This is a genomic window from Sporosarcina sp. SAFN-010 (genome assembly GCF_059415065.1).
Genome location: NZ_JBPFDS010000018.1, coordinates 1 through 20,073, shown reverse-complemented (window position 1 = coordinate 20,073; position 20,073 = coordinate 1). Strand labels below are relative to the sequence as shown.

The 20,073-nt window shown below is 39.8% G+C and carries 24 protein-coding genes; 5 read left to right on the top strand and 19 right to left on the bottom strand.

Annotated features, from left to right (window positions below; genetic code table 11):
* Positions 1-334: 334 nt before the first annotated feature.
* Both ACR65F_RS16040 and ACR65F_RS16035 read right to left on the bottom strand, forming a co-directional pair.
* Entirely contained in the window at positions 335-1,066 is a 732-nt protein-coding gene (locus tag ACR65F_RS16040; protein WP_440505045.1) for an SDR family oxidoreductase, read from the bottom strand.
* Positions 1,066-1,341, bottom strand: coding sequence for an Atu4866 domain-containing protein (locus ACR65F_RS16035; protein WP_440505015.1), 276 nt, complete (start codon positions 1,339-1,341; stop codon positions 1,066-1,068). The genes ACR65F_RS16040 and ACR65F_RS16035 overlap by 1 nt, the downstream gene beginning before the upstream one ends.
* Positions 1,342-1,606: 265 nt before the next feature.
* Between ACR65F_RS16035 and ACR65F_RS16030 the strand changes: the two genes are divergently transcribed.
* The 5 genes from ACR65F_RS16030 to ACR65F_RS16010 all read left to right on the top strand — a co-directional run bounded on the left by ACR65F_RS16030 (position 1,607) and on the right by ACR65F_RS16010 (position 5,938).
* On the top strand, positions 1,607-2,488 hold the full coding sequence (locus ACR65F_RS16030) for an AraC family transcriptional regulator (protein WP_440505014.1): 882 nt from the start codon (positions 1,607-1,609) through the stop codon (positions 2,486-2,488).
* 491 nt (positions 2,489-2,979) lie between these two features.
* On the top strand, positions 2,980-3,474 hold the full coding sequence (locus tag ACR65F_RS16025; RefSeq protein WP_440505013.1) for an RNA polymerase sigma factor: 495 nt from the start codon (positions 2,980-2,982) through the stop codon (positions 3,472-3,474).
* Positions 3,471-4,019 (top strand): zf-HC2 domain-containing protein, encoded by a 549-nt coding sequence (locus tag ACR65F_RS16020; protein ID WP_440505012.1) that lies wholly within the window; start codon positions 3,471-3,473, stop codon positions 4,017-4,019. Before ACR65F_RS16025 ends, ACR65F_RS16020 begins: the two co-directional genes overlap by 4 nt.
* Positions 4,020-4,021: 2 nt before the next feature.
* A complete protein-coding gene (locus tag ACR65F_RS16015; protein WP_440505011.1) occupies positions 4,022-4,708 on the top strand; it encodes a YfjL-like protein in 687 nt (228 codons plus the stop codon).
* 336 nt (positions 4,709-5,044) lie between these two features.
* Entirely contained in the window at positions 5,045-5,938 is an 894-nt protein-coding gene (locus ACR65F_RS16010; protein ID WP_440505010.1) for a hypothetical protein, read from the top strand.
* 214 nt (positions 5,939-6,152) lie between these two features.
* On the opposite strand, the gene ACR65F_RS16005 is transcribed toward ACR65F_RS16010, so the two are convergent.
* From ACR65F_RS16005 to ACR65F_RS15925, 17 genes are all read right to left on the bottom strand, one after another.
* On the bottom strand, positions 6,153-7,664 hold the full coding sequence (locus ACR65F_RS16005) for an ArdC-like ssDNA-binding domain-containing protein (RefSeq protein ID WP_440505009.1): 1,512 nt from the start codon (positions 7,662-7,664) through the stop codon (positions 6,153-6,155).
* Positions 7,664-7,843: a hypothetical protein gene (locus ACR65F_RS16000; protein ID WP_440505008.1), complete on the bottom strand. Its 180-nt coding sequence runs from the start codon at positions 7,841-7,843 to the stop codon at positions 7,664-7,666. The genes ACR65F_RS16005 and ACR65F_RS16000 overlap by 1 nt, the downstream gene beginning before the upstream one ends.
* Before the next feature lie 390 nt (positions 7,844-8,233).
* Positions 8,234-8,593 carry a hypothetical protein gene (locus tag ACR65F_RS15995; protein WP_440505007.1) on the bottom strand — a complete coding sequence of 120 codons (360 nt, stop codon included), beginning with the start codon at positions 8,591-8,593 and terminating at the stop codon, positions 8,234-8,236.
* A gap of 16 nt (positions 8,594-8,609) precedes the next feature.
* Complete coding sequence (locus tag ACR65F_RS15990) at positions 8,610-9,446, bottom strand: conjugal transfer protein TrbL family protein (RefSeq protein ID WP_440505006.1); 837 nt, start codon at positions 9,444-9,446, stop codon at positions 8,610-8,612.
* A 39-nt stretch (positions 9,447-9,485) separates the two neighbouring features.
* Positions 9,486-11,018 (bottom strand): VirD4-like conjugal transfer protein, CD1115 family, encoded by a 1,533-nt coding sequence (locus tag ACR65F_RS15985; RefSeq protein ID WP_440505005.1) that lies wholly within the window; start codon positions 11,016-11,018, stop codon positions 9,486-9,488.
* Complete coding sequence (locus ACR65F_RS15980) at positions 11,015-11,431, bottom strand: hypothetical protein (protein ID WP_440505004.1); 417 nt, start codon at positions 11,429-11,431, stop codon at positions 11,015-11,017. The genes ACR65F_RS15985 and ACR65F_RS15980 overlap by 4 nt, the downstream gene beginning before the upstream one ends.
* Positions 11,428-11,982 (bottom strand): hypothetical protein, encoded by a 555-nt coding sequence (locus ACR65F_RS15975; protein ID WP_440505003.1) that lies wholly within the window; start codon positions 11,980-11,982, stop codon positions 11,428-11,430. The genes ACR65F_RS15980 and ACR65F_RS15975 overlap by 4 nt, the downstream gene beginning before the upstream one ends.
* Positions 11,979-13,010 (bottom strand): bifunctional lytic transglycosylase/C40 family peptidase, encoded by a 1,032-nt coding sequence (locus ACR65F_RS15970; protein ID WP_440505002.1) that lies wholly within the window; start codon positions 13,008-13,010, stop codon positions 11,979-11,981. The genes ACR65F_RS15975 and ACR65F_RS15970 overlap by 4 nt, the downstream gene beginning before the upstream one ends.
* 4 nt (positions 13,011-13,014) lie before the next feature.
* A complete protein-coding gene (locus ACR65F_RS15965) occupies positions 13,015-14,373 on the bottom strand; it encodes a type VII secretion protein EssB/YukC (RefSeq protein WP_440505001.1) in 1,359 nt (452 codons plus the stop codon).
* 139 nt (positions 14,374-14,512) lie between these two features.
* Positions 14,513-16,447, bottom strand: a complete 1,935-nt coding sequence (locus tag ACR65F_RS15960) for a VirB4 family type IV secretion system protein (RefSeq protein ID WP_440505000.1) — start codon at positions 16,445-16,447, stop codon at positions 14,513-14,515.
* A gap of 13 nt (positions 16,448-16,460) precedes the next feature.
* Complete coding sequence (trsD, locus tag ACR65F_RS15955) at positions 16,461-17,132, bottom strand: TrsD/TraD family conjugative transfer protein (protein ID WP_440504999.1); 672 nt, start codon at positions 17,130-17,132, stop codon at positions 16,461-16,463.
* Between the two features lie 13 nt (positions 17,133-17,145).
* A complete protein-coding gene (locus ACR65F_RS15950) occupies positions 17,146-17,490 on the bottom strand; it encodes a hypothetical protein (RefSeq protein ID WP_440504998.1) in 345 nt (114 codons plus the stop codon).
* A 65-nt stretch (positions 17,491-17,555) separates the two neighbouring features.
* Complete coding sequence (locus ACR65F_RS15945; RefSeq protein WP_440504997.1) at positions 17,556-17,894, bottom strand: CagC family type IV secretion system protein; 339 nt, start codon at positions 17,892-17,894, stop codon at positions 17,556-17,558.
* A 36-nt stretch (positions 17,895-17,930) separates the two neighbouring features.
* Complete coding sequence (locus tag ACR65F_RS15940; RefSeq protein ID WP_440504996.1) at positions 17,931-18,479, bottom strand: hypothetical protein; 549 nt, start codon at positions 18,477-18,479, stop codon at positions 17,931-17,933.
* A gap of 266 nt (positions 18,480-18,745) precedes the next feature.
* On the bottom strand, positions 18,746-19,051 hold the full coding sequence (locus tag ACR65F_RS15935; protein ID WP_440504995.1) for a DUF5516 domain-containing protein: 306 nt from the start codon (positions 19,049-19,051) through the stop codon (positions 18,746-18,748).
* A gap of 120 nt (positions 19,052-19,171) precedes the next feature.
* Entirely contained in the window at positions 19,172-19,540 is a 369-nt protein-coding gene (locus tag ACR65F_RS15930) for a hypothetical protein (protein WP_440504994.1), read from the bottom strand.
* 195 nt (positions 19,541-19,735) lie between these two features.
* Positions 19,736-20,073: hypothetical protein (locus ACR65F_RS15925; RefSeq protein WP_440504993.1), on the bottom strand; the 338-nt coding region annotated here is incomplete at its 5' end.

Here is a 20,073-nt window from a genome sequence, read left to right as displayed (position 1 = left end):
CGATTAATTGAATAATGAAATGATTGAAAGTAAAAAAATTAAAGTATCGGCATAGCGTCATTTAGTGATTCCGAAAGAATACTATGACGCGCTACATATCGGTGAGGAAGTAATGATTGAATTACATGAGGGCAAACTCGTGATTAAGCCAATTTTCAAAGTAGACGAGGATTTTACGGAGAATTGCACAGTGTTTCACAAAGAATTAACCCGTTTTGAACAAAGTTTGTTCAAAACGGGCTAATTTTAATTTTACTTAAAATATAGGTCTGTGTGTAGTTTTTGTTCAAACTTTATTCTAAAGCTACAATATACTAATGTCTTTTTGTTTAATCTATATTGCGGGTTTAATGACTAGTTCACTTACATCGACATACTCAGGCTGTTCTAGCGCATAGACGATAGCACGAGCAATAGCCGTCGCTGGGAGAGTGGTACGCCGGTATTCCTTCATGATTTCCTTTGCCTCGTTGTCGGTAATGCTCTCGGCTAGTTCTGATTCCGTTACCCCCGGCGATACAAGGGTCACACGGATGCCTTGCCCTGCAGTCTCTTGCCGCAGTCCATCTGTTATGGCACGTACAGCATATTTGGTCGCGCAGTAGACAGCTGCTGTCGGGCTCACTTCGTAGGCGCCGATGGAAGCGATATTGATGAAATGTCCGAAACCTTGTTTTTTCATGACCGGAAGACCTGAGGCAATGCCATGGAGAACACCGCGAATATTGACATCAATCATTCGGTTCCATTCCTTAATTTTGAGTGCTTCCAGTGAAGAAAGCGGCATCACCCCTGCATTATTGATTACAGCGTCCACTCGTCCAAAACGGCTTTGGGCTACTTCAATGATCGCCTGCATCTGTTCCAGTTCCGTCACATCGAGACGTTGAACAACTACAGAACCACCATCCGCATGAATGTCAGATGCCAATGCCTCTAGTCTTTCTACACGCCTTGCCCCGATGACAACATGAGCGCCTAGACTTGCGAGCAGTCGGGCTGTTGTTTCACCAATTCCGCTGCTTGCTCCCGTAATCACCACTACTTTTCCATTAAGTACAGTCATCATTCCTTGCTCCCTTCACTAGGTTTCTCTAAATATAGCACCATACCTGCATGGTAAAGCACTCCATCTATAAAATCACCATCAGCAGTAAAGCCTGTATCATCGACATATTCGATATGATTGCCTTTGATGGTATAGTTGCCTTGATAGGCGCTTTTTTTGTTGCCACGTGCTTCGTCATACCGTCCGTTCGGAAGTAACTCGTGCCGAATATGACCGTCCGCGGTTACCCATATGCCTACATAGGGATATAAATTAGCATGTTCTTTTTTCATTTCATTATCTCCTTCCACATGTAAACGATAGGCAGCACTAAAACCTAGATAGAATTAAAGTGAAAAAATTGACCGAAGAGCAGAACAGAAACGTGCTCTATTCCGTACTATCTCATTGAAATACCTGCCCATAAACATATTATGAATCTTTGTGCTAAAGGGAAGGTAGCCGATATTTACGAAATAATTGCCTAATCCTCCAATAAAATATAGTATAGTGACTAAGGAATCCATAAGTGTTGATGGAAAAGATGGAGGAACTGCCATGGAGCGAATTAAGGAATTAGCAGAGTTGATTGAGAGAAACGTAACGGTGGATGGGACGTCTGAGACCTGTATACCAGGCTTGCGATTTGTTCGGGCCTCCCACGTTTCTGAACCTGTTTACTCTGTTTATGAACCTTCCCTGTGCATTGTGGCTCAGGGAACAAAATTGGTCATGCTCGGTGAAGAAACCTATCAGTACGATTCGGCCAGTTATTTGACTGCGTCTGTTCATTTGCCGATTACAGGCCAGGTCGTGGTGGCTTCACCTGAAGAACCTTATTTATGTATAAATTTACAGCTTGATATGAATCAGATTTTCGAAGTCATTCAATCATCGAATCAAGGAATTTCTAGTGACTCCACAGGACGTGGTCTGGAAATCACCCTTATAAACGAATCACTCCTGGAAGCGGTATTGCGGCTTATCAGGCTGCTGGAAACTCCACAGGATATACCAGTCCTTGCCGCAAGTATTAAGCGTGAGATCATTTACCGGATTCTACAGAATGATGAGAATAATTCCTTGAAGCACTTTGCACTTGTAGGCAGTCAGGCCCAGCGCATTGCAAAGGTGATTGGGGTATTGAACCGTGAATTCGCTCAACCTTTAAAGGTGGATGACTTAGCGAAAGAGGCCAGAATGAGCGCTTCATCCTTCTATCAACATTTCAAGGAAATCACAGGCATGAGCCCGATCCAGTATCAGAAACAGCTTCGGCTGCAGGAGGCACGCCGAATGCTTTTAACGGAAAGACTGGAAGCGGCTGAAGCAGCGTTCCAGGTAGGTTATGAAAGTCCATCGCATTTCAGCCGAGAATACAGCCGCAAGTTTGGCCTGCCCCCAATGAAAGACATGCAACGTTTGTGGGAAAGGTTTTAATAAAAAGAAAATACGTTTTTCTAATGTGGAGGAGATTCTAAGCTATTTTGATAGCCTTTTTATAACGCTATCTTACTTACTAATTCTATAAGGTTTATTCATTCTTTAAAATCATGATTATTACAAAGCAGGAAATACGTTAGAAGTATTAATAATAAGGAAGGTGTCCTTGGACACCTTCCTTATTTAATGTATAGATAATTCATTAAAACATTTACTTCCAAATGATTTTTCGCTTTTTAAATATACCTTAATAGCAATCAAGTTGTTTGAAAAATTAAAAGTAATTATACATACATCAAATTATAGTAAATAAAAAGCCATTTAGTCTACTCATCCATAAGGCTGGCGACTATTTACTGCTTAACTATGTCGTAACAATACGAGAATGATTCTAAAATATGTAATTGATGAGTAATATTTTCAAAAAGTTGTAACGAAACATGTAAACAAGGTATTAATACTAAGAATAGCAAGAGAGAGAGGGCGTTATGAAGAAGCTTGAAGAAGAATACGAAGAAATCCAACCAAAAATCTATGCGTTTTTTTATGCCAAGACAGGAAATCGGGAAACTGCTCAAGATCTTTGCCACGATACCTTTTATGAGGCTTGTAAAAACGTCGCATCATTTAATGGCACTTCCACCTTATCGACTTGGATGTTTTCGATTGCAACTAACCTATTGAAAAAGTATTACCGTAAAAACAAATATCAGCTTAGCTTAATGCAAAAACTTTCTGCGGTACCAGAAATGGAAATTCATTCATTAGAAGAGCTAGCAGAAATCAAGGAGGATACGAGAAAACTTTTGCATCATATTTCAAAGTTGGAGGATTCAGCGAGAGAGATTGTAATGCTGCGCATATACGGGGAGCTAAGTTTTGCAGATATTGGTGTATTGATCGGTAAATCTGAAAACTATGCACGTGTGACCTTTCATCGCTTAAAATTAAAAATTCAAAAAACAATGGAGGGGACTTTATGAACACGAGATGTTCGGTGACGCAAGATCTACTACCTTTATATGAAGAGGAATTATTGCAACTAGGTACTCAACGGTTTGTTGAGGAACATCTGCAAAGCTGCCCGGAATGCCGTCATATCGCAGAGAAATCAAAATTTCCACTGCCCGCGGAAATAAGACCCGGCGGTGCTTCTAAAAAAATGATTCGTAATATAACGGTGAAATTGACGACAATACAGATTTTCTTTGTAGCAATTGCCTTTATATTGGCGATGAGCACGACCGTTATGAATGACAATAGTGGCTTTATCCTCACCTATGCCATTTTGGGTGCGGTCACGTATCTGTTTTACCGATCGGTCCTCATTGCCGTCCTGCTTGCGGGCGTACCAAATTTCATATGGAACTGTCTGTTACATATGACGGATTGGTTCGGCGAATTTTATGCTGAAAGTTTTTCAGAAGCTCTTCAAATAGCACTGACGACCTTAATTATACACCTAATATTCACCTTTATTGGAATTGCTATCGGTTTATGCATTCTTAAAATAAGAGAGGAAAATTAATTATGAAAAAGAAAATAATATACAGTGTGATTGCAATTTCATTAATTGCCACCTTAGTCTTTGCTTACATGCAAATGAGCGGAAATACAATTGACAAACACAAAGCAAAAGAGAGTCTGGAAGATTTTTTAGAACAAACTTATCCGAACATTGACTATGAGATCAAGCGATCGGTAGGATATGGATGGACTGATGGCACTTATGAATTTAAAGTAGTGAAAAAGGACTCGGTAGCAGTTGAAAATACCTATATGTTCTATGTCTCGGCTTTGGAACCGTATGAAGTTTATAGTGATACGATCCATGAATCTAACATAGACAAAGAGGCATCCGAAAAGCTAAACGCGGAGGCAGAGCAGTATATTCTAACGCTCCTCCAGGAAAAAGTACCGCAAGTCGATTCAGTGGATACTGATGTGGGAGTATACTATAAAGTTGCCGAGGAATGGACACCGCAGTTGAAAACACCAAAGCCGATTCTCATTATGCTGGAAATTGAAAAAGGCGATCTGACGAAAGAACAAATGCTACAACAGAGCCAGGAAATACAGAAGCAATTAAATAGTGAATCCATCGATTATTATTTAGCTGAAGTAGGATATAGCAGCGTCATCAATGGTGAAGAAACTTATGATTATTATGTTAGTTTTACACCTGAACAACAATTAACCATAAAAGATGTAAATTAAACGATAAGGAATAAAAACATTTAGTCAATAAAAGGTTGGAAACACTATAAGGGGTACTACCAACATTTCGCGGTAATCATACGTTAAGCGAATTCCGACATAAAAAACACGTTTTCTATACGTTAAGACTGTTATAGGTGTAACAAAACTTATCTTATTCCTATTAACTGAACATAGATAAAGGGATAAGTTATTGAACATTAACAGATAAGAGAAATCCTCATAAATCCTTTAACCGTGAGACGTTCAGTAACTCCTGATTTTCTGAACAATTCCTTAGCGTATGTTTTGCGCTTTTTGTTGATAGGACCCCTATTATGAAAGAGGGCGAATAGTTTGTCAAAAGGGTATAATCTTAACATTAATTTTAATGATGATTGGTTGAACATGCTTAAAGGTAAGTTAATTGAATCGGGGTTTAAGCCCTCTGATAACAATGATGACATCAGTCTTCAATTTTTCACTTTACAACGAAAATTAATTAAGCAAAAACCAAGAAAGGTCCTATTTCCTAATGGATTCTCTTGTCCGTCAGAATTAAATGATGGCTTGCAGTTAATAATCAAAAACATCGAAACCGGTTTGGATTTGAAACAACATTTAAGTACTAGTATTGCTAATTTAAATTACCAAGATAAGCTTCTCAACGATTGGGGAATACACCATTTACATATGGGTACAAAATTAAATACTAAGGGTTTTATAAACAGAACAGGTCCTGTATTATTTGTACGATTTGATGATGATTATGCTTATTTCATTAACGTTCTGGAACATGGTAGATATATAAAAAAACAACCATGGGCTATGCAAAAAATGGTCAAAATCATTCACCAGAATTGGCCAGAGTCAATAGAAGTTTTTATGTTGAAAGGCGTTAGTACTGTTAGTCAAGTGCCATCTGATAAGGATATTGAAGACGCAAGAAGTGGATGTTACAACACGTTATTACAGGTAGATGAAGATGTGGCATATGCTCCAATCGGAATGGGACTGACTACCAGTGGTCATAGCGTAGATGTTGTAAGAACGTCACATTATTATTCAAATTTGGTCACCCGTTATGAAACATATGTTAAAGAAAACTTTATGCAATTTATTGAGGAAGCTGAAAAACAGGGTGTAATATTCGATGGGAATATTCACTTTCAATTAGTGATTGAAAACAATGAAGTTTATGCTTTAGAGGTTACTACCAATACCATATTTGAGCTCGGTCCGTTTAGTTAGACTGATTTTTCAAGGATTCAAGGAAGATAGAAGGAGACCGTCATTTACAAACAATCCCCTTTTATTTACGCGCAATGATAATGTTGTAAACCTCAACCAATTCATTTAACCAGCGATTACGCTTTAGATTATTTGCCTCAACTGGAATTAAACGAAATGCGACTAAAAAAACTGTTAGGGTATAAAAAAAGGTTAACGGCTTTCTTTATTACACTTAAATTCCAAAGTCACGATTTTTCTCCTTTTGAATATTAAATTCCCCGACTTGTATTTTGTCATGGGTAGCGGTTTGTTTCTCTTTTCCTTGAATCCGTCCCATCCTCCCCTGCTCCCTCTCCAAAACCGGCTTAAAATGTTGCAGTTCTGGATTTTCATCAATATAACCTCTTACCATATGGTTCTCATGTTTTGCTGCGTAAAGAAACGAAGCCTTTGCCTCTTTCACTTCTTGATAATCCACAATTGGACTGTTCGTCGCTTTATGATACAGCTCTATGCTCGACTCTGGACCATTAACTTCCCGAAGGGCAAATTGTTCGGAAAAGCTCTTATACATTTTGGCTATCGCCGGATGCTGATCTATGACATTCATCAAAATAATTTCTTTGCCATTCAACATTTTATTTGTAATTGCTTCTCCACGTTCATCCATTAATTGTTTCGGTTGACTGTAGTATTTGGCAATTTCAAAGCCGTTATATCGTGCATCGAATACTTCTACCGCTATGACTGGATTTTTAGTGTACTGGAACGCTGGTAAATGCTTGGCCAACTGTTCCACCTGAACAACTGGCTGATACCGCACCGGCTGCTGCACGACTTGTTGCAGTTGCTCGTATAATTGCGGGTGCAAGACAATATCAATCGTTGCTAAAGTCTTTTCAAGTGTCGCTTGAATATCTGTTAACGCCTGCTTCATCAATTCCGTATCCTTCGCCCATGTTGCAATATATCCTAACGAAAAATGGCTTGTATCAAAGCCTAAGTAAGCCATCGTTGCACATGCGACTGATTCTGCCTGTGCTTCTTTATGGGCAAGGGGCACATCGGTATGCCCCCCTCCATGGCCATGCAATTGTGCATGAGCAAATTCGTGAATGAGTGTACTTAACTTTGCAATTGCGTTGTTTTCCGTTGCATTAATAACAATTTCATTCGTCGAGGGCACATAATAACCCCGTCCTTTTTCCTGAATCGAATATGCTTCTTCTGCCACATGCAGCTTTTTAAACTGACTTAAATAACCTTTCATATCCTCATATAAAACTGTCGCATCTTCATCAGTTTGAAATCGTTCATTCACAAAATCTCTCGTTACTTTTAACGGCTCTCCTTCTGTTTGATCAATATCAAAAACCGTTACCCACTTATAACGCGCCAACACATTATCAAATTTGAGTTTACCATTTTCATATATAGGATTATTTGTCACTGGATCAAGAACGGGACGTTGTTCAAAGATTGGCGCACGAATTTGAATCCCCTTCTCTCCTTTTCGCACAAACCGTTGGTGCTTTTTCCAAGCTTGAAATCCTGCGACATACGTAGCTTTCGGATCTTGCATAAAAACTAAAATCTGATTATCAATCGAGTACTGACGCATACTCGCCATGAAATGCAAATAGCGTTTGAAATCCTCTTGATTCGCAAATTGGGTCAGTTGTTCTTCCAATCTGGCTGTTAACTCTTTCGTTCGCTCTTCATATTTATTCGGCTGCAGGGGCATTATGACTCACCTCGCTTTTGAAATAACGGAACATATCGCTGTTCATCTTCAAATGGAACTTCCAAATACGCGACAATATCGTATTGCAATAGATCCGGTACCTCTATAATCGTTAATAAATTACGCTTATCCCGATAAATCGGCTTTTCACTAAACTCCACTTCTTCACGCCTATACATTTTCCTAACCTCCTTTTATTCAAAAGTAGAAATTTCTACTTTTGATAAGTATGTACTAGTGTTTCATAAATCCGATAATCACTTTTGACTTTCTAATCAACTTCTTATTTGTTACATTGAATGAGGAGGTGGTTCTCATAGCAACTTATAAAGAAATTCAAGCTTATATCAAGGAGCATTATGGCTACTCTGCAAAAAGCTGCTGGATTGCACATATGAAAGAGGAATGTGGGCTTCAGCCAAAAGTTTCTACCCGAAGATATTCCAAAGATCAACGAGTCCACCCATGCCCTCCTGCTAAACAACAGGATCTAAAAGATACGTTCAAATACTTTAAAATGATTTAATCTAACAAAAGTAGAAATTTCTACTTTTGTTAGGTATACTTCTTCATTCCTTACTCAACTTTATTGTTGAACCTTCTATAGGATTTCCTTCTCCATCTAGCTCATATAAAGTAACATTATTCTTCGACTCTTTTTCTATTTCGTATTGATAAGCAAGTTTTCGTTTATCATCTTTCATTGTATAAAGACTTAAAATCTCATCCTCTACCGTCCATTCAAAAGAATTATTGAACATCCCCATCTCTATGAGCACGGAATCATTATCATTGAATGTCACAGTCCCCCCACCACCTGCTGATTCCGTACCAGTCCACTTGCCAATCAAATCACTTTTACTATCACCACAAGCTGCTAACAACAAGAGCACGAGTACTGTAAGCAGTGAAATTTGAGCCTTTTTCATCAGACCAGCCTCCCATCTATTTTAGAAGCCTCATCATCGAGACTCGTGTCGCCGATTTGCCGAGCGAAATACCTCCTTTTGCTCCCCCACTGGAATACCACATCGAACGCAATACGCTCGGTCCACGAATGATTAACACACCACAGCCGACTATGAGCATGAAATCATACCAACTATTGAAATTAGCAAGTAACTGCACGAGCGCTGCCATTAACAATACTTGCGTCACGATACTTACAATCTGACTTAAAAACTCACGCCACCAGATTTCACTAAAATCATAATTCTCTGTAGCGATTGTAATTGCTGCAAAGACGCTAAAGACCTCCAAAATAATCAAATCAACATGATAGACGCAAATTTTAAACGTAAATATGATAAAGACGACAATTAAAAACAAAAGCAATAACGTCGCTGCCATGGTCCCCGTTCCAAATATGTCTACGACCATCGTTGAAGCGATGGAGTCCGTAATAATATCTGAAGAACTGCCTGCAATTTCAACAAACATATATTCCATCAATGGATACAAAATTTCTTTCACAACAAAATATAAAATCACTGGTAATAAAAACACCATGGCACTCGCCTTGATCGAGCTCATAATAATTTCTGAAATATTGCCTTCGTGATTCGTTGCTTCATTGAGCATGGCATTTAGTATACGGAACAGCACAATTGCCACGAGCAGTACACCTCCGAAAACAGCGAATACACTGTACACATCTAAAAATAAGCCACTCAACGCTTCATGATTGAACAACACTTCCGCTAAAAATTTAAAAACGGCTGTTAACATATCATTCAACCAATCATCTATCATCTCCATCACTTTATCTTTTACAGAAAACAACTGACAACCCCCCTTTTAACGAAGCCTTATGCGCAGCTACTATTTTTCAAACCCAATATGGCTATTCAACTCCTCTAATGCACTTTCAAATGTGACTTCTTGCTCGACAACTTCAAAACCGAAAAATTCCTGTTCTAGCGCCTCTTGCTCGGTCTGTTTCGCTTGTGCTTTTTCGATTACTTCCTTTTCAAACCGCCGTTGTGCCTGCTCCAATTTCTGCAATTGCCCAGTAGACGGGGTGGAACGGTAATCAACATGCTTTACTTCATATTGCTCCGTCACACCAGGAAACAGCTGAAATTGAAAAGCTTTCTTCATTTTAATGGGAGGCTTATGTTGAAATAAAATGATGCCCGTATCAGCAGGCATTTGCATAATCTCTCCTGCCGTCATCAAATCGCGAGCAACAAAACCTTCACTTTCACTCATGCTACTTGACCGATTTTCCTTGCCATACTGCTTTGATTCCGATTCGGTATCAACTTTAACAGTCGTTTTATCGAGCAATTCTTTAAAATAGGTCGCTGTCGTTCGATTAGCTGCATTCAAACAGATTTTAACCCCACAGTTCCCTAAAATCGATTCGGCTTTTTTATCCCCGTAACGATCTTGCAACTGCGAAATCGTTTGGATAATCGTCGCAACACTAATTCCATAACCACGACATGTCGCTAAAAACTCCTCGTAATTATCGAACTTCCCGAGATTCACAAACTCATCTAAAATGAAATTCACATTTCTCGGTAGCTTGGCATGATGATTTGCCGCAAATTCGTACAGCTCATTAAATAGCTGGCTAAAAAACAAATTCACTAAGCTTTGCCATGACTGATCCATTAACGGAATGATGACATACAGCATGATTTTCTTATGGCCAATATCCGTCAAATGAAAATCACTAAAACTCGTAAACTCTGCAACCTCGCTATCAATATAATCGGCAATCGTGGTCAAAAGGGAAACGATGATACTCCCCTGCATTTCCTGCTTCGCTTTCTTATAACCGAGTTCATATGCACGTCTTGCCGGGTGCTTAAAATCCAACTGCAGAAACTGCTTATCTAACTCACTTTCGCCCTCTCCTTCTTCTGAACCGAACGTTTGTAGAAACTCCAACAGCCCCCTCATATTGCGATGCTTCGGCTCTAATTCATGAATGGCATATAGGATCAACGCTTTCAACAAAGCACGTTGGGAGTAATACCAAACATCACGTTTGCCATCCTTGTTCGCACTATCGACCATTTTCGTCGCGACAGTCGTTGCCTGTGTCTCCTTGCGCACATAATCCAGTGGATTGTGGCGATCACTCGCCTCCATGTTCATGAAATTGATGACGTGGAGTTCATAGCCCTGCGCTTTTTTGATAGCAGCCGTTTTTTCATACACTTCTGCTTTCGGGTCCGTAATGATGATGCTATTTTCCGTTTCATACAACACATTCGTAATAACAAAGGACTGCGTTTTATAGCTTCCCGGACCACCGACCACCATAATATTTCGATTCGGTTTCGATTCATTTGGCTGGATCAAAATTTTCTTATTATACGTGCCTAAAATTGTCCCGTTCATTTTGGATCACGTCCTTCTAGTGACTGAAAAAACGATTCCCTCACTTCTTGCTCGGATTTGGCAATAAAATTACCGTCTAAAATCTCCTTTTCCTTCGCCCATCGAGCCGATCCATGATAGGCATTTTTCTCATGAATTGCCCACCCATCCTTTTTGGTTTTCCGCTTGAATTGAATAAACGCACTATAGAACAAGTTGAGTACAGTTAAAATAATGAACAACGGATTCCGACTCGCAATATAGCCTTTAATCGTTTGAATTGGATGTAGAAAGACCTCTTGTAAACTCCCAAGCATGGCACTCGTCGTTAAATCAAGCTTCAATTCACTCACTAACAAAATCAAATCAATAAACAGGACGATGACAATTTCAAATACAAGAAAGCCAATAAAAAACCACAACAGCTTTTTCATACACCGTCCACCTCGGTCATATTGCCAATCACTTTGATGTCTCCAATCAGAAAGTGACTATTGTCCTTTAACACCGATACTTCATATAATTGGCTGCCATGATTCACTAACGCATCATCTAAAAAGTAATTGGTCGTCGTGTACACTAAAAACGTATGTGGTGCAGATGGATTCATATAGACGTGCACTCTTTCCAGTTCGTTTTTCATGTCCACTGCAGGGGGTGCGAGTGAAGAAGCTCCTTTTAATTTATTCAACACATCCACTTTGACCAAATTGGATAATTCATCGAAGCGTGTGACGTACGATTCGTTATCGTAGTTCAAATACACATGAAACGCCTGTTCAACAAACTGTACTTCCTCCCCAGTGACTTGCAAGCCTGTCACAGTCGATAACTCATCTACTTTTCCTTTTAACGCTTGAATCTTTTGGTCCTTCTTCCCGATCGTATCTTGTAATGTTGACTTATCTCCTGATAAAACAAATACAGAACCCGCTAAAATGAACACAGCTATTAGAAGAATGCCAATGACAATTGCCTGCTTCATCTCTCCTCACCTCCTACAAAATCAACAATGCGCCCGTATCCATATAAATGCTCCTGCCAATATCGTTCATTTAAATTAGTAAATCCAATCCCACCACCATTTGCATCGAACATTTTGCCATCACCTACATACATCCCGATATGTGTTACCGGCCTGCCGGCTTCATACGTTCCTGTAAAAAAGATAAAGTCACCTGGTTGCAGTTCGTCTGCTGTGATTTTTTTCGATATATCGAATTGCTCTTGAGCTGTACGGGGGAGATTGACTCCAATTTCCCGAAAAGCCCAAACCATCAAGCCCGAACAATCAAAAGATGTTTTAGGATTCATGCCTCCAAATTGATACGGATAACCATCATATTGCCTCATCGTTTCATAAACGACTTGGAAATCGGCTGAAGCATTCGCTACATCAATCACTTGTCCGTCACGCATCGTACCTACATAACGTTTCACATGTTCCACGTAAGCAGGATCCCCGTAACTCGCCCATCCGAGTTTTTTTGCTTCTTGCCGGGAAAATGTTTTGGCCAGTTCTTCTGAATGGACTCCACCATTTTGTACAATGAAATCAATATAGCCCAATCCGTAATTGTAACTTTGAATGGCTGTATCCAGATCCACATCGCTTTTTTGCATCTTCTCTATCACATTATTAAAATGAGTCACCCCGACTTCAATGGAATACATCGGATCGGTAATCGTATTTGGCGCTAATCCCACCGACTCACTTGATTGCATAATATCAAGGGAAGCTGAGCCTCCGCTTTCCTGCATCATAATGGCAAGAACAAGCGCTGTATGTTCTTCTAATCCATAGGTAGAGAGGGCTGCTTGAACAGCGCCTTCATATTGCAACACTTCCGACGATAACTGACTTCCGACCGTATAGCTGCCGGGTGGACGAGAAGATTGCTCCGAAAACAACAACACGACAACGAGCGCAAGTAAGAAAATAGGAACTAAAACCATCCACAACAGCTTTCGGCCATCTTTAGAAAACAGCAGTCTCGCCAGTAAGAGTTTCATGGATTCAGCCCTCCTTTAACTCCTTTATTTTCGCCTCCAATTCTTCGATTTTCGTTTGTTGCACTTTCAATTGATCCGCCTGATTCGGGGAGTCTTCAGATTCGATCGTCGTCATTTTCTCCTTCGCTAAAGCGATTTCACTTTTTATTTGTGCCATTTCAATCGCACTTTGCAACGTCGCATCCTGTGTTTTATTCAACACTTCGCGGGCCCCTGCCATATCTCCATTTGCGATAAAGGTCTGACCCATCCGCTGTAATGTTTCCACATCTGAAATGAAGGGTAAATCGGCTGTCATTTGTGCTACGTCATAACTGGCGATGGCTTTTTCGTGTGCAAGCTTTTGAGTAAGCGCTTCTTCCTTTGTTGTGAGCCGTAAATCAAGCAACTTTTTTTCGTCCTTATTTGCATACAGCTGCACAATCACTTGCTCTAACATCTTCGATTCCGTGTCGAGTGCTAGTTGCCATTCTTCTTTGTCGAGCAATTTCTTCGAAACATCCTCCGGTGAATCGCCTAACACAAGAAACAATGGAACGGCTTCTTTATAATTTCCTTGCTCGAAAAATGCATCGGCTTGCTGCTTTTTCTCCTTTGCCTCATATGTTGATTCAAGCTGACTAAGCGCCAATTGTTGCTGAGCATTGGCATCGTGTTTGACATACCCAATCGCACCGAGTGCAATCATTGCCGTCAATACCACGCCCAGTACCGATCGATTTTTCCATTTCTTCTTTTCTGATACTTGTTCTTTCACGTTGTGGTAGGCGACAAAATCATAGGCCTCCGTAAGTAACGCCTGCATTTCCTCCATCGTTTTAGCCGATAAAATCGAACGGACCAAATCATTCGCTTTCTTTTCTAAGCGCTCAGGCTCTGTTAAACATTTCTCATATGGATAATTCGTTAAAATCATCAATATCAAAGCCTTATACCGTTGTAAATGCGTATACTTTTCCTCTTTCGGCATTACACGGTTGGCGCGGTAGCCGTATCGTATCGTTGACATGGGATGGTAGAAGACCGTTGCCGGATGCAAACTGACGTGAAACGGATCCTTCGTCACAATCTCATCTAACAGGATGGCTTGCGCAATCGCGAGCTTCACAACGTACGTTTCTTGTTTAATCGCTGCGACTGGCTTTAAATGCTCAATAAAATGAAAAGTGAGCACGACATGCCCATCTGTTTCTTCGATATGATGCAGCGAAAGAAAGGACGGAAGGTCATTCGACGTCAAGTACGCTTTAATTTCTTCTAGCTTGTCATACGTAAACTCACTGCGACTCATGGTAAACTGCGCAAACTGCTCTGTTATTTTGATGCTACCAAAGGAAAAGTTATAAATTTTGGTTAGATTCATGTCAGCACCTCCTAACATTTTAAAGATTAGTTAACCCAAAACACTTGTATTATATAGGGTTAACCAGTTATCTTTAGTTTATATATTTATACACCTATCAAATGTAGAAATTTCCACATTTGCGAAGTAGAAGTAACAACTATTGAATTTCTCCCATATTCCAAGCTTCTTGCTTTTCCAATTCGGTCATATGAATGCGATCTTCGTAATTTGGGACGTCCTCCGCACTCATTTCATACACTTCTTCGTAACGAACAGGATCTTTTAAACGAAGCTCTTCTTCGGTCAATTCGATTCGCATAAAGGCTCGCTGCGTCCCGTGGATCATCAGCGCCTCCCCTTGCTTCCTTCTTTCTAACAGTTTTCTCTCCTTATCACTGAATGTCATTCGCAACTTATGGGTGATGTCATCCACGCCTTTATTGTCTAAACCGAAAAACACTTTCGTATAACTGTTACCAATAATGGCTTCCCCAACGTTTTGTCCGTTCGCCATCTGACCATCCAAGACGTCTTGGATTTGCTGGGTCCCGGCAATTGCACCCGCATTGTATTTTCGAAATCGTTTATATGCCTGGTAGAAAAAACTCGCTGCATCAGGATTTTGTGTTAAGAAGTGAAACTCATCAACGAACAGCTTCACATTCTCCTCCGTATTTTCCGTAATGTTGTCCCATAAATAACTAAACGTATTTAAATAGGCAGCCCCTTGCACTTCCGCTTCATTTTGTAAGGGTTTTAAATCAAAGGACAGAAGATCACTTTGCAAGTTAATATTCGTGTGTCCATTGAAAATCGTTTTACTGCCATTGACATAGCTTTCCAAAATGTAATGGAAATCTTCAATGCGGCCGTAACGATCCGCATCTGTCTCCTTTAACTTTGAAAGCGCCTCGTAGACATCTGACAAGATGGGATAGGATGTGCTTGGGACGTCACGGAAACTCGGAAAATCATAGACCCCCGCATCGCTATACACTTGCCGTAGCGTTGCATCCAACACAGCTTTTTCCACTTGAGTGATGTCTTGTTTCAACACTTGAAAGAAGCCGAGTAATCGCTGGATTTTATCCTTTAAAATCACTTCCATGTCAGCCGTTGTTTCATCTGCTACATGCTCGGAAAACACTTCGAGCGGATTGATCTTTGTCGTTGAATTACTGCTTAGATGAACAACCGTTCCACCTAAATGTTCGACGATGCTCGTATATTCATTTTCAGGATCGATAATAAAAACTTTCACGCCACGGGCGAAATAACGCAAAATCTTCTGCACCATATACGTCGTTTTCCCGACACCACTCGTTCCGATCACGACCATGTTTTGATTCAATGTGTTTTTACGGTCCAAATAATCAATCGCAATTAAACTCCCTGTGTCTTTATTGACGCCCTCTACATCACTGCGTGGGTTAATCGTTAAGATTTCGGCATCATCAAACGGAAACATACTGCTCGCTGCCTCCGTATTGGACTGCTTATACGTGTAATCACCAAGTAGATTCTCTAAAATCGGCATCGCACTCCAAAATGTCTGGTACATCGCCTTAAACGGAGTCATCGCTTTTAACTGCAATTTCGTCAACGTATTTTGAACAGAATCACTGAGTGCATTAAGTGCATCTAACGAATTGGCCTGCAAATAAATATAGGTGTACTGGTAAATATAAATCGATTCGTTTTCAAGAAATTTCGTCAGCTGATGCTCGGCTGCCTCCACCTGTTTTTCAAGTTGGCGCTTTTTAAGAGGGTCAAATGTTTTCAACACTTCGGCCTGCTTATTTTTGATTGTTTTATTGTAGTGATCCACCATTTTATTCGCATTCGATGACTCTAAAAATTGAACAATTGTAATGTTACCCTTTTTACGCTTCAATTCTGAAAGCCAATTGCCATAACGGCTATTGGGGTAATCAATAATAGCAATAACACGGATGAAGTTATCTCCTGATTCAATATGGTCGGCATATTCCTCCCAGGAAAAAGGGTAAATCATATCTAAACTTGATCCATCCAATACCTCATCCAAACCCAATTCACGGCTCACTTGCACCGGTTGTTTGCGTCTAAGCATCGCTTCCCCTCCCTTAATGGTTTGAAAAGTTGACCAAATGTTGCAAAACATCCCGACATTCCTTCGCAGTCAATTGGCGAGCTGTCATATCGTAGGTGCTTAATGTGTTTTCAAGCTGACGGATGAATAGCGTCACTTTCTCCTCCAATTCAATCGCCGTTTGCTCTAAGGACGCAAGATGCTTTTTCGGTATTTTTTCATGTAGTACGACAATGTGCCGTTTCGTCGTCATTTCCTGTGAAGAGGCAATGGTTGAAAACGTATCGACGTAGCTCGCAATAAGTGACAGCTTTGCTTTGTTTTCCGGTTCCTCCTGCTGCACTTGTAAATAACGATGTTGCCAAAACAATACGTATTCACTAAAATCAACAGGCATCGTGATATCTAAATACTGCTGGATTTCCCTACTATTTTCACCGAGTGTAGACATCAAAAATGCATTAAACTCGTCAAACACATCTTCCTGCTCGGTAACAGTCAACAAATCCAAGTTGATGCCACTTGCTTGAATGAGTGCCACTAAATAACCTTGCTTCGTCACGAAAAAATCATTATATTGCGCCTCAATTAACGACATCTCTTGCAGACTTTGTTTCCCGTTTCGAAGCGTCCTAGATTCGTCTTCAAACACATAGGCTTCAATGGATGCTTTCTTTTTAGGAATACCAAATAATTTCTCCCACAAACACCTCACCACCTCATCTAAAGAAACGTTCCTTCTTCTTTCGTGTGTAAAAGAGCTTCTGTCTCTGTTTATAATTCGTTCGTAATTTCAAATAGTCCTGAAACCGAATGTTTTGTCGGTAGCGAATCGGGCGAGAGGAGAGAAATGCCAAAATCATAATGAGTACAATTAAAATAAGCATCAACTTGAAAAGCATGAGCCACACATTATGAGGGGGTAGCGCAAGAACGATGAATCCAATCACAACAGGAGGCAATAGGTAAATGGCAAGCTCCCGTAATGTGATTCCAAGAAATATGCCATACCCCGACTCGACGTTTTCCGGAAAAACAAACTTCTTTCCTTTCTGTTCATTCATACAGATACACACCTTTCAAAAGTAGAATTTTCTACTTTTGTTAAGTAGTCTTTTATTATTTCCACTTACGTGAACAAAGAATACACCCATGGTAATAGCCATATCACGGCTGCTGCCAACCCAACCAGTGCACAAACACGGCCGACACTTTTGAACACTTCATTTTTCTCGTGCGGATCATCTGCGGAAGGCATACGCTTGATGATAATAAATAAAGCTGCACAAATCCCGACTAAAACCACAAGTGCTGTCAAAATGCCTTTCACGACATTAGCTGCATTTGTTAGCTTAGCTTGGACTTGTCCAGCTGAGGCAAAAACGATTTCGGGTGTAACTGCTAAACAAATCACCAGAGCCAAAGCTGTGCCAAATGCGAAGCGCATTTTTACGTGTTGTTTTGTCATACACAAACCTACTTTCACTATTCATTTATCTATCTGCTATTCCTCTCGTTTCATTTCTACGAATTGTTGGGGAACGTTTTCTTTTTGTTGTTGCATATTCGATAACTTTCTTTTCGCCTCTTGAACGGTTGGAAATCCTTCTGAAAGCTGTTCGAGGTCCCCTTTCCTAACGCGACCGATAAAGATCGCTTTCTGTTTCTTCTCTCGCTGCTCCACTTCAAACAACTGCAGCTTCTCTTCGTAACGCTTCACGGCTTGATCCAACTCTATGCCGTACACACTCAAAAATCCTTCTAAAAAACTCGTACCAGCAAAACTCACTTCCGCAAGCATGCGGCCACGCTTTCCTTGAAAAACTGTTCCATCTACTTGCTCAACCTTCTCAGCATCTTGAAAATTTCCTTTTTGAAGAAAGTACTGACGCAATTTTAATGGTTTTACCTCGATCTGCGCCTCTACTTCTTCCTGGATACGCTCTTGCCGAACAGCCGAAATCGGTTGTCCTTTGTTCTCTCCACCGCGCACAAAACGCCCATCATGTTCAATCTGTATAGGTCGATTACTGCTCAACCATCGCTCTATCATTAGATGTATCACCTACTTTTACATAGTATACAATGGTATTTCTCTAAAAAAGTCGATTGTTGTCAAAATATTATATATATTTAATGAAAGGCATGTTTTTGTTATGATTGTAATAAATTTGCAATGGTAGTTTATAGGCCGTTTACTATGAAGCTAGGGAAATAACATAACAAAAAAGGACAATTTCTCAATACAGAATTGAGAAATTGACCTTTTGAGTGTGTGATAAATGACCTCATTAGATTAACAAGTAAAAAAACTGTAGCCTAGATATTTTCTTTTTTTCTATTATCAAATTTCCTTTTTGCAGACTTTCCAACATTCCATGCTCCTAATGAAACTAAGCCAACACCTAAAACTCCCACCCCTAATACTCTAAGATCTTTTGCTTCTTTAGAAGTGAAAGTATATTTTAAGCGATTTGCTAAATGCGGTGTAGTATACCCAGACCTTATTAAGTCATTTACCTCGTCGGGTGCCTTCAAAACCCCCTGGACAAATTGAAAACCTTTAGAAATAAGTTCTCGACTTTCTGCATTTGATATTAATTTGCCGTTTTCTAACCAAGCCATATTTTCACCTCTTTTGAGAATTTATTTATTGGAGTCTGTAAACTTAGGCTATACTTAAAATTCTAGCAAGAGCGCAATCAGGTGATCCTAGGCACAGTTCTTATTAAACAAACGCGCCCATTAGTTTAAGATCCAATCGTCCAACGATTCTTTAATAATGTTTTCTGTGGTCGTAAATGGGAGCGTGTGATATTCCCAGTCAAGGAAACCGTTTTTAGACGCTCTCGTTAAAAAAATCATTTCAAGTTTATTTTCAACAAAGACTTGTGTTAAATAAATGTTGTTTCCGGAGTATTTTGTATAAAAGTTAAGGTCAGTTATATCTAAGATATTTTGTCCATTTCTATCTCTTTCGGCATTTATCTCACTGACATAGTAGTCTTCATTACTCACATTACTTTCTTGTAATTTTAGGTACACTGTATCTAAATTCACCAGAATTACAACAACTAATATTGCAAGAACAAACGATATAATTATCTTTTTCATAAACTTCCCCCCATAAGACAAGTCATCCTCTTCACTCCACTACCCCTTAGCAGAAGAAGTTAAGTTCTTATTCAACTCTTTGGCCCGTTTCTGGAACAAGCTCATTAACGAAATATCCATTATTTCTTACCTCACTCAATGATACCATTCCAACTTTCCAATAACCTCCATAATCATAAAATTGTTAACTGAAATTTATGACTTCCTTCTTTGATTCATCCCCTTCTGTTGCTTCATTTGTTTCTGCTGCGCCTTTAATTTTTCAAATTCCTCATAATCCAACTCATCTAATATCCGATCGATTGCTTTTCCTCTAAAGAACTGCTCAAATAACGTTTGGGAACTGTAAACGTTCATTTGTTTGCCTCCGAACGTATCATTGTAAAAAACAGGTCCTTGATCTGTTGCCACTTCTACAGCTGCTGAAAAAGCATTCGCTTTCTTTTCGGACAAGATATCTTCTGCAACACAATCACTCAACACAAAAGCTTGATAACGAGGGTGTGCCAATTCTTTCAATAATACTGGATCCA

Bases quoted from the DNA above. Each gene is read 5' to 3' on its own strand.
- ACR65F_RS16015 (WP_440505011.1), top strand. From the start codon at position 4,022: ATGAAAAAGAAAATAATATACAGTGTGATTGCAATTTCATTAATTGCC.
- ACR65F_RS16040 (WP_440505045.1), bottom strand. From the start codon at position 1,066: ATGACTGTACTTAATGGAAAAGTAGTGGTGATTACGGGAGCAAGCAGC.
- ACR65F_RS15945 (WP_440504997.1), bottom strand. From the start codon at position 17,894: ATGACAAAACAACACGTAAAAATGCGCTTCGCATTTGGCACAGCTTTG.
- ACR65F_RS16025 (WP_440505013.1), top strand. From the start codon at position 2,980: ATGAAGAAGCTTGAAGAAGAATACGAAGAAATCCAACCAAAAATCTAT.
- ACR65F_RS16030 (WP_440505014.1), top strand. From the start codon at position 1,607: ATGGAGCGAATTAAGGAATTAGCAGAGTTGATTGAGAGAAACGTAACG.
- ACR65F_RS16000 (WP_440505008.1), bottom strand. From the start codon at position 7,843: ATGTATAGGCGTGAAGAAGTGGAGTTTAGTGAAAAGCCGATTTATCGG.
- ACR65F_RS15960 (WP_440505000.1), bottom strand. From the start codon at position 16,447: ATGCTTAGACGCAAACAACCGGTGCAAGTGAGCCGTGAATTGGGTTTG.
- ACR65F_RS15930 (WP_440504994.1), bottom strand. From the start codon at position 19,540: ATGAAAAAGATAATTATATCGTTTGTTCTTGCAATATTAGTTGTTGTA.
- ACR65F_RS15975 (WP_440505003.1), bottom strand. From the start codon at position 11,982: ATGAAGCAGGCAATTGTCATTGGCATTCTTCTAATAGCTGTGTTCATT.
- ACR65F_RS15985 (WP_440505005.1), bottom strand. From the start codon at position 11,018: ATGAACGGGACAATTTTAGGCACGTATAATAAGAAAATTTTGATCCAG.
- ACR65F_RS15950 (WP_440504998.1), bottom strand. From the start codon at position 17,490: ATGAATGAACAGAAAGGAAAGAAGTTTGTTTTTCCGGAAAACGTCGAG.
- ACR65F_RS15980 (WP_440505004.1), bottom strand. From the start codon at position 11,431: ATGAAAAAGCTGTTGTGGTTTTTTATTGGCTTTCTTGTATTTGAAATT.
- ACR65F_RS15965 (WP_440505001.1), bottom strand. From the start codon at position 14,373: ATGAATCTAACCAAAATTTATAACTTTTCCTTTGGTAGCATCAAAATA.
- ACR65F_RS16035 (WP_440505015.1), bottom strand. From the start codon at position 1,341: ATGAAAAAAGAACATGCTAATTTATATCCCTATGTAGGCATATGGGTA.
- ACR65F_RS16020 (WP_440505012.1), top strand. From the start codon at position 3,471: ATGAACACGAGATGTTCGGTGACGCAAGATCTACTACCTTTATATGAA.
- ACR65F_RS15940 (WP_440504996.1), bottom strand. From the start codon at position 18,479: ATGATAGAGCGATGGTTGAGCAGTAATCGACCTATACAGATTGAACAT.
- ACR65F_RS15935 (WP_440504995.1), bottom strand. From the start codon at position 19,051: ATGGCTTGGTTAGAAAACGGCAAATTAATATCAAATGCAGAAAGTCGA.
- ACR65F_RS16005 (WP_440505009.1), bottom strand. From the start codon at position 7,664: ATGCCCCTGCAGCCGAATAAATATGAAGAGCGAACGAAAGAGTTAACA.
- ACR65F_RS15970 (WP_440505002.1), bottom strand. From the start codon at position 13,010: ATGAAACTCTTACTGGCGAGACTGCTGTTTTCTAAAGATGGCCGAAAG.
- ACR65F_RS15995 (WP_440505007.1), bottom strand. From the start codon at position 8,593: ATGAAAAAGGCTCAAATTTCACTGCTTACAGTACTCGTGCTCTTGTTG.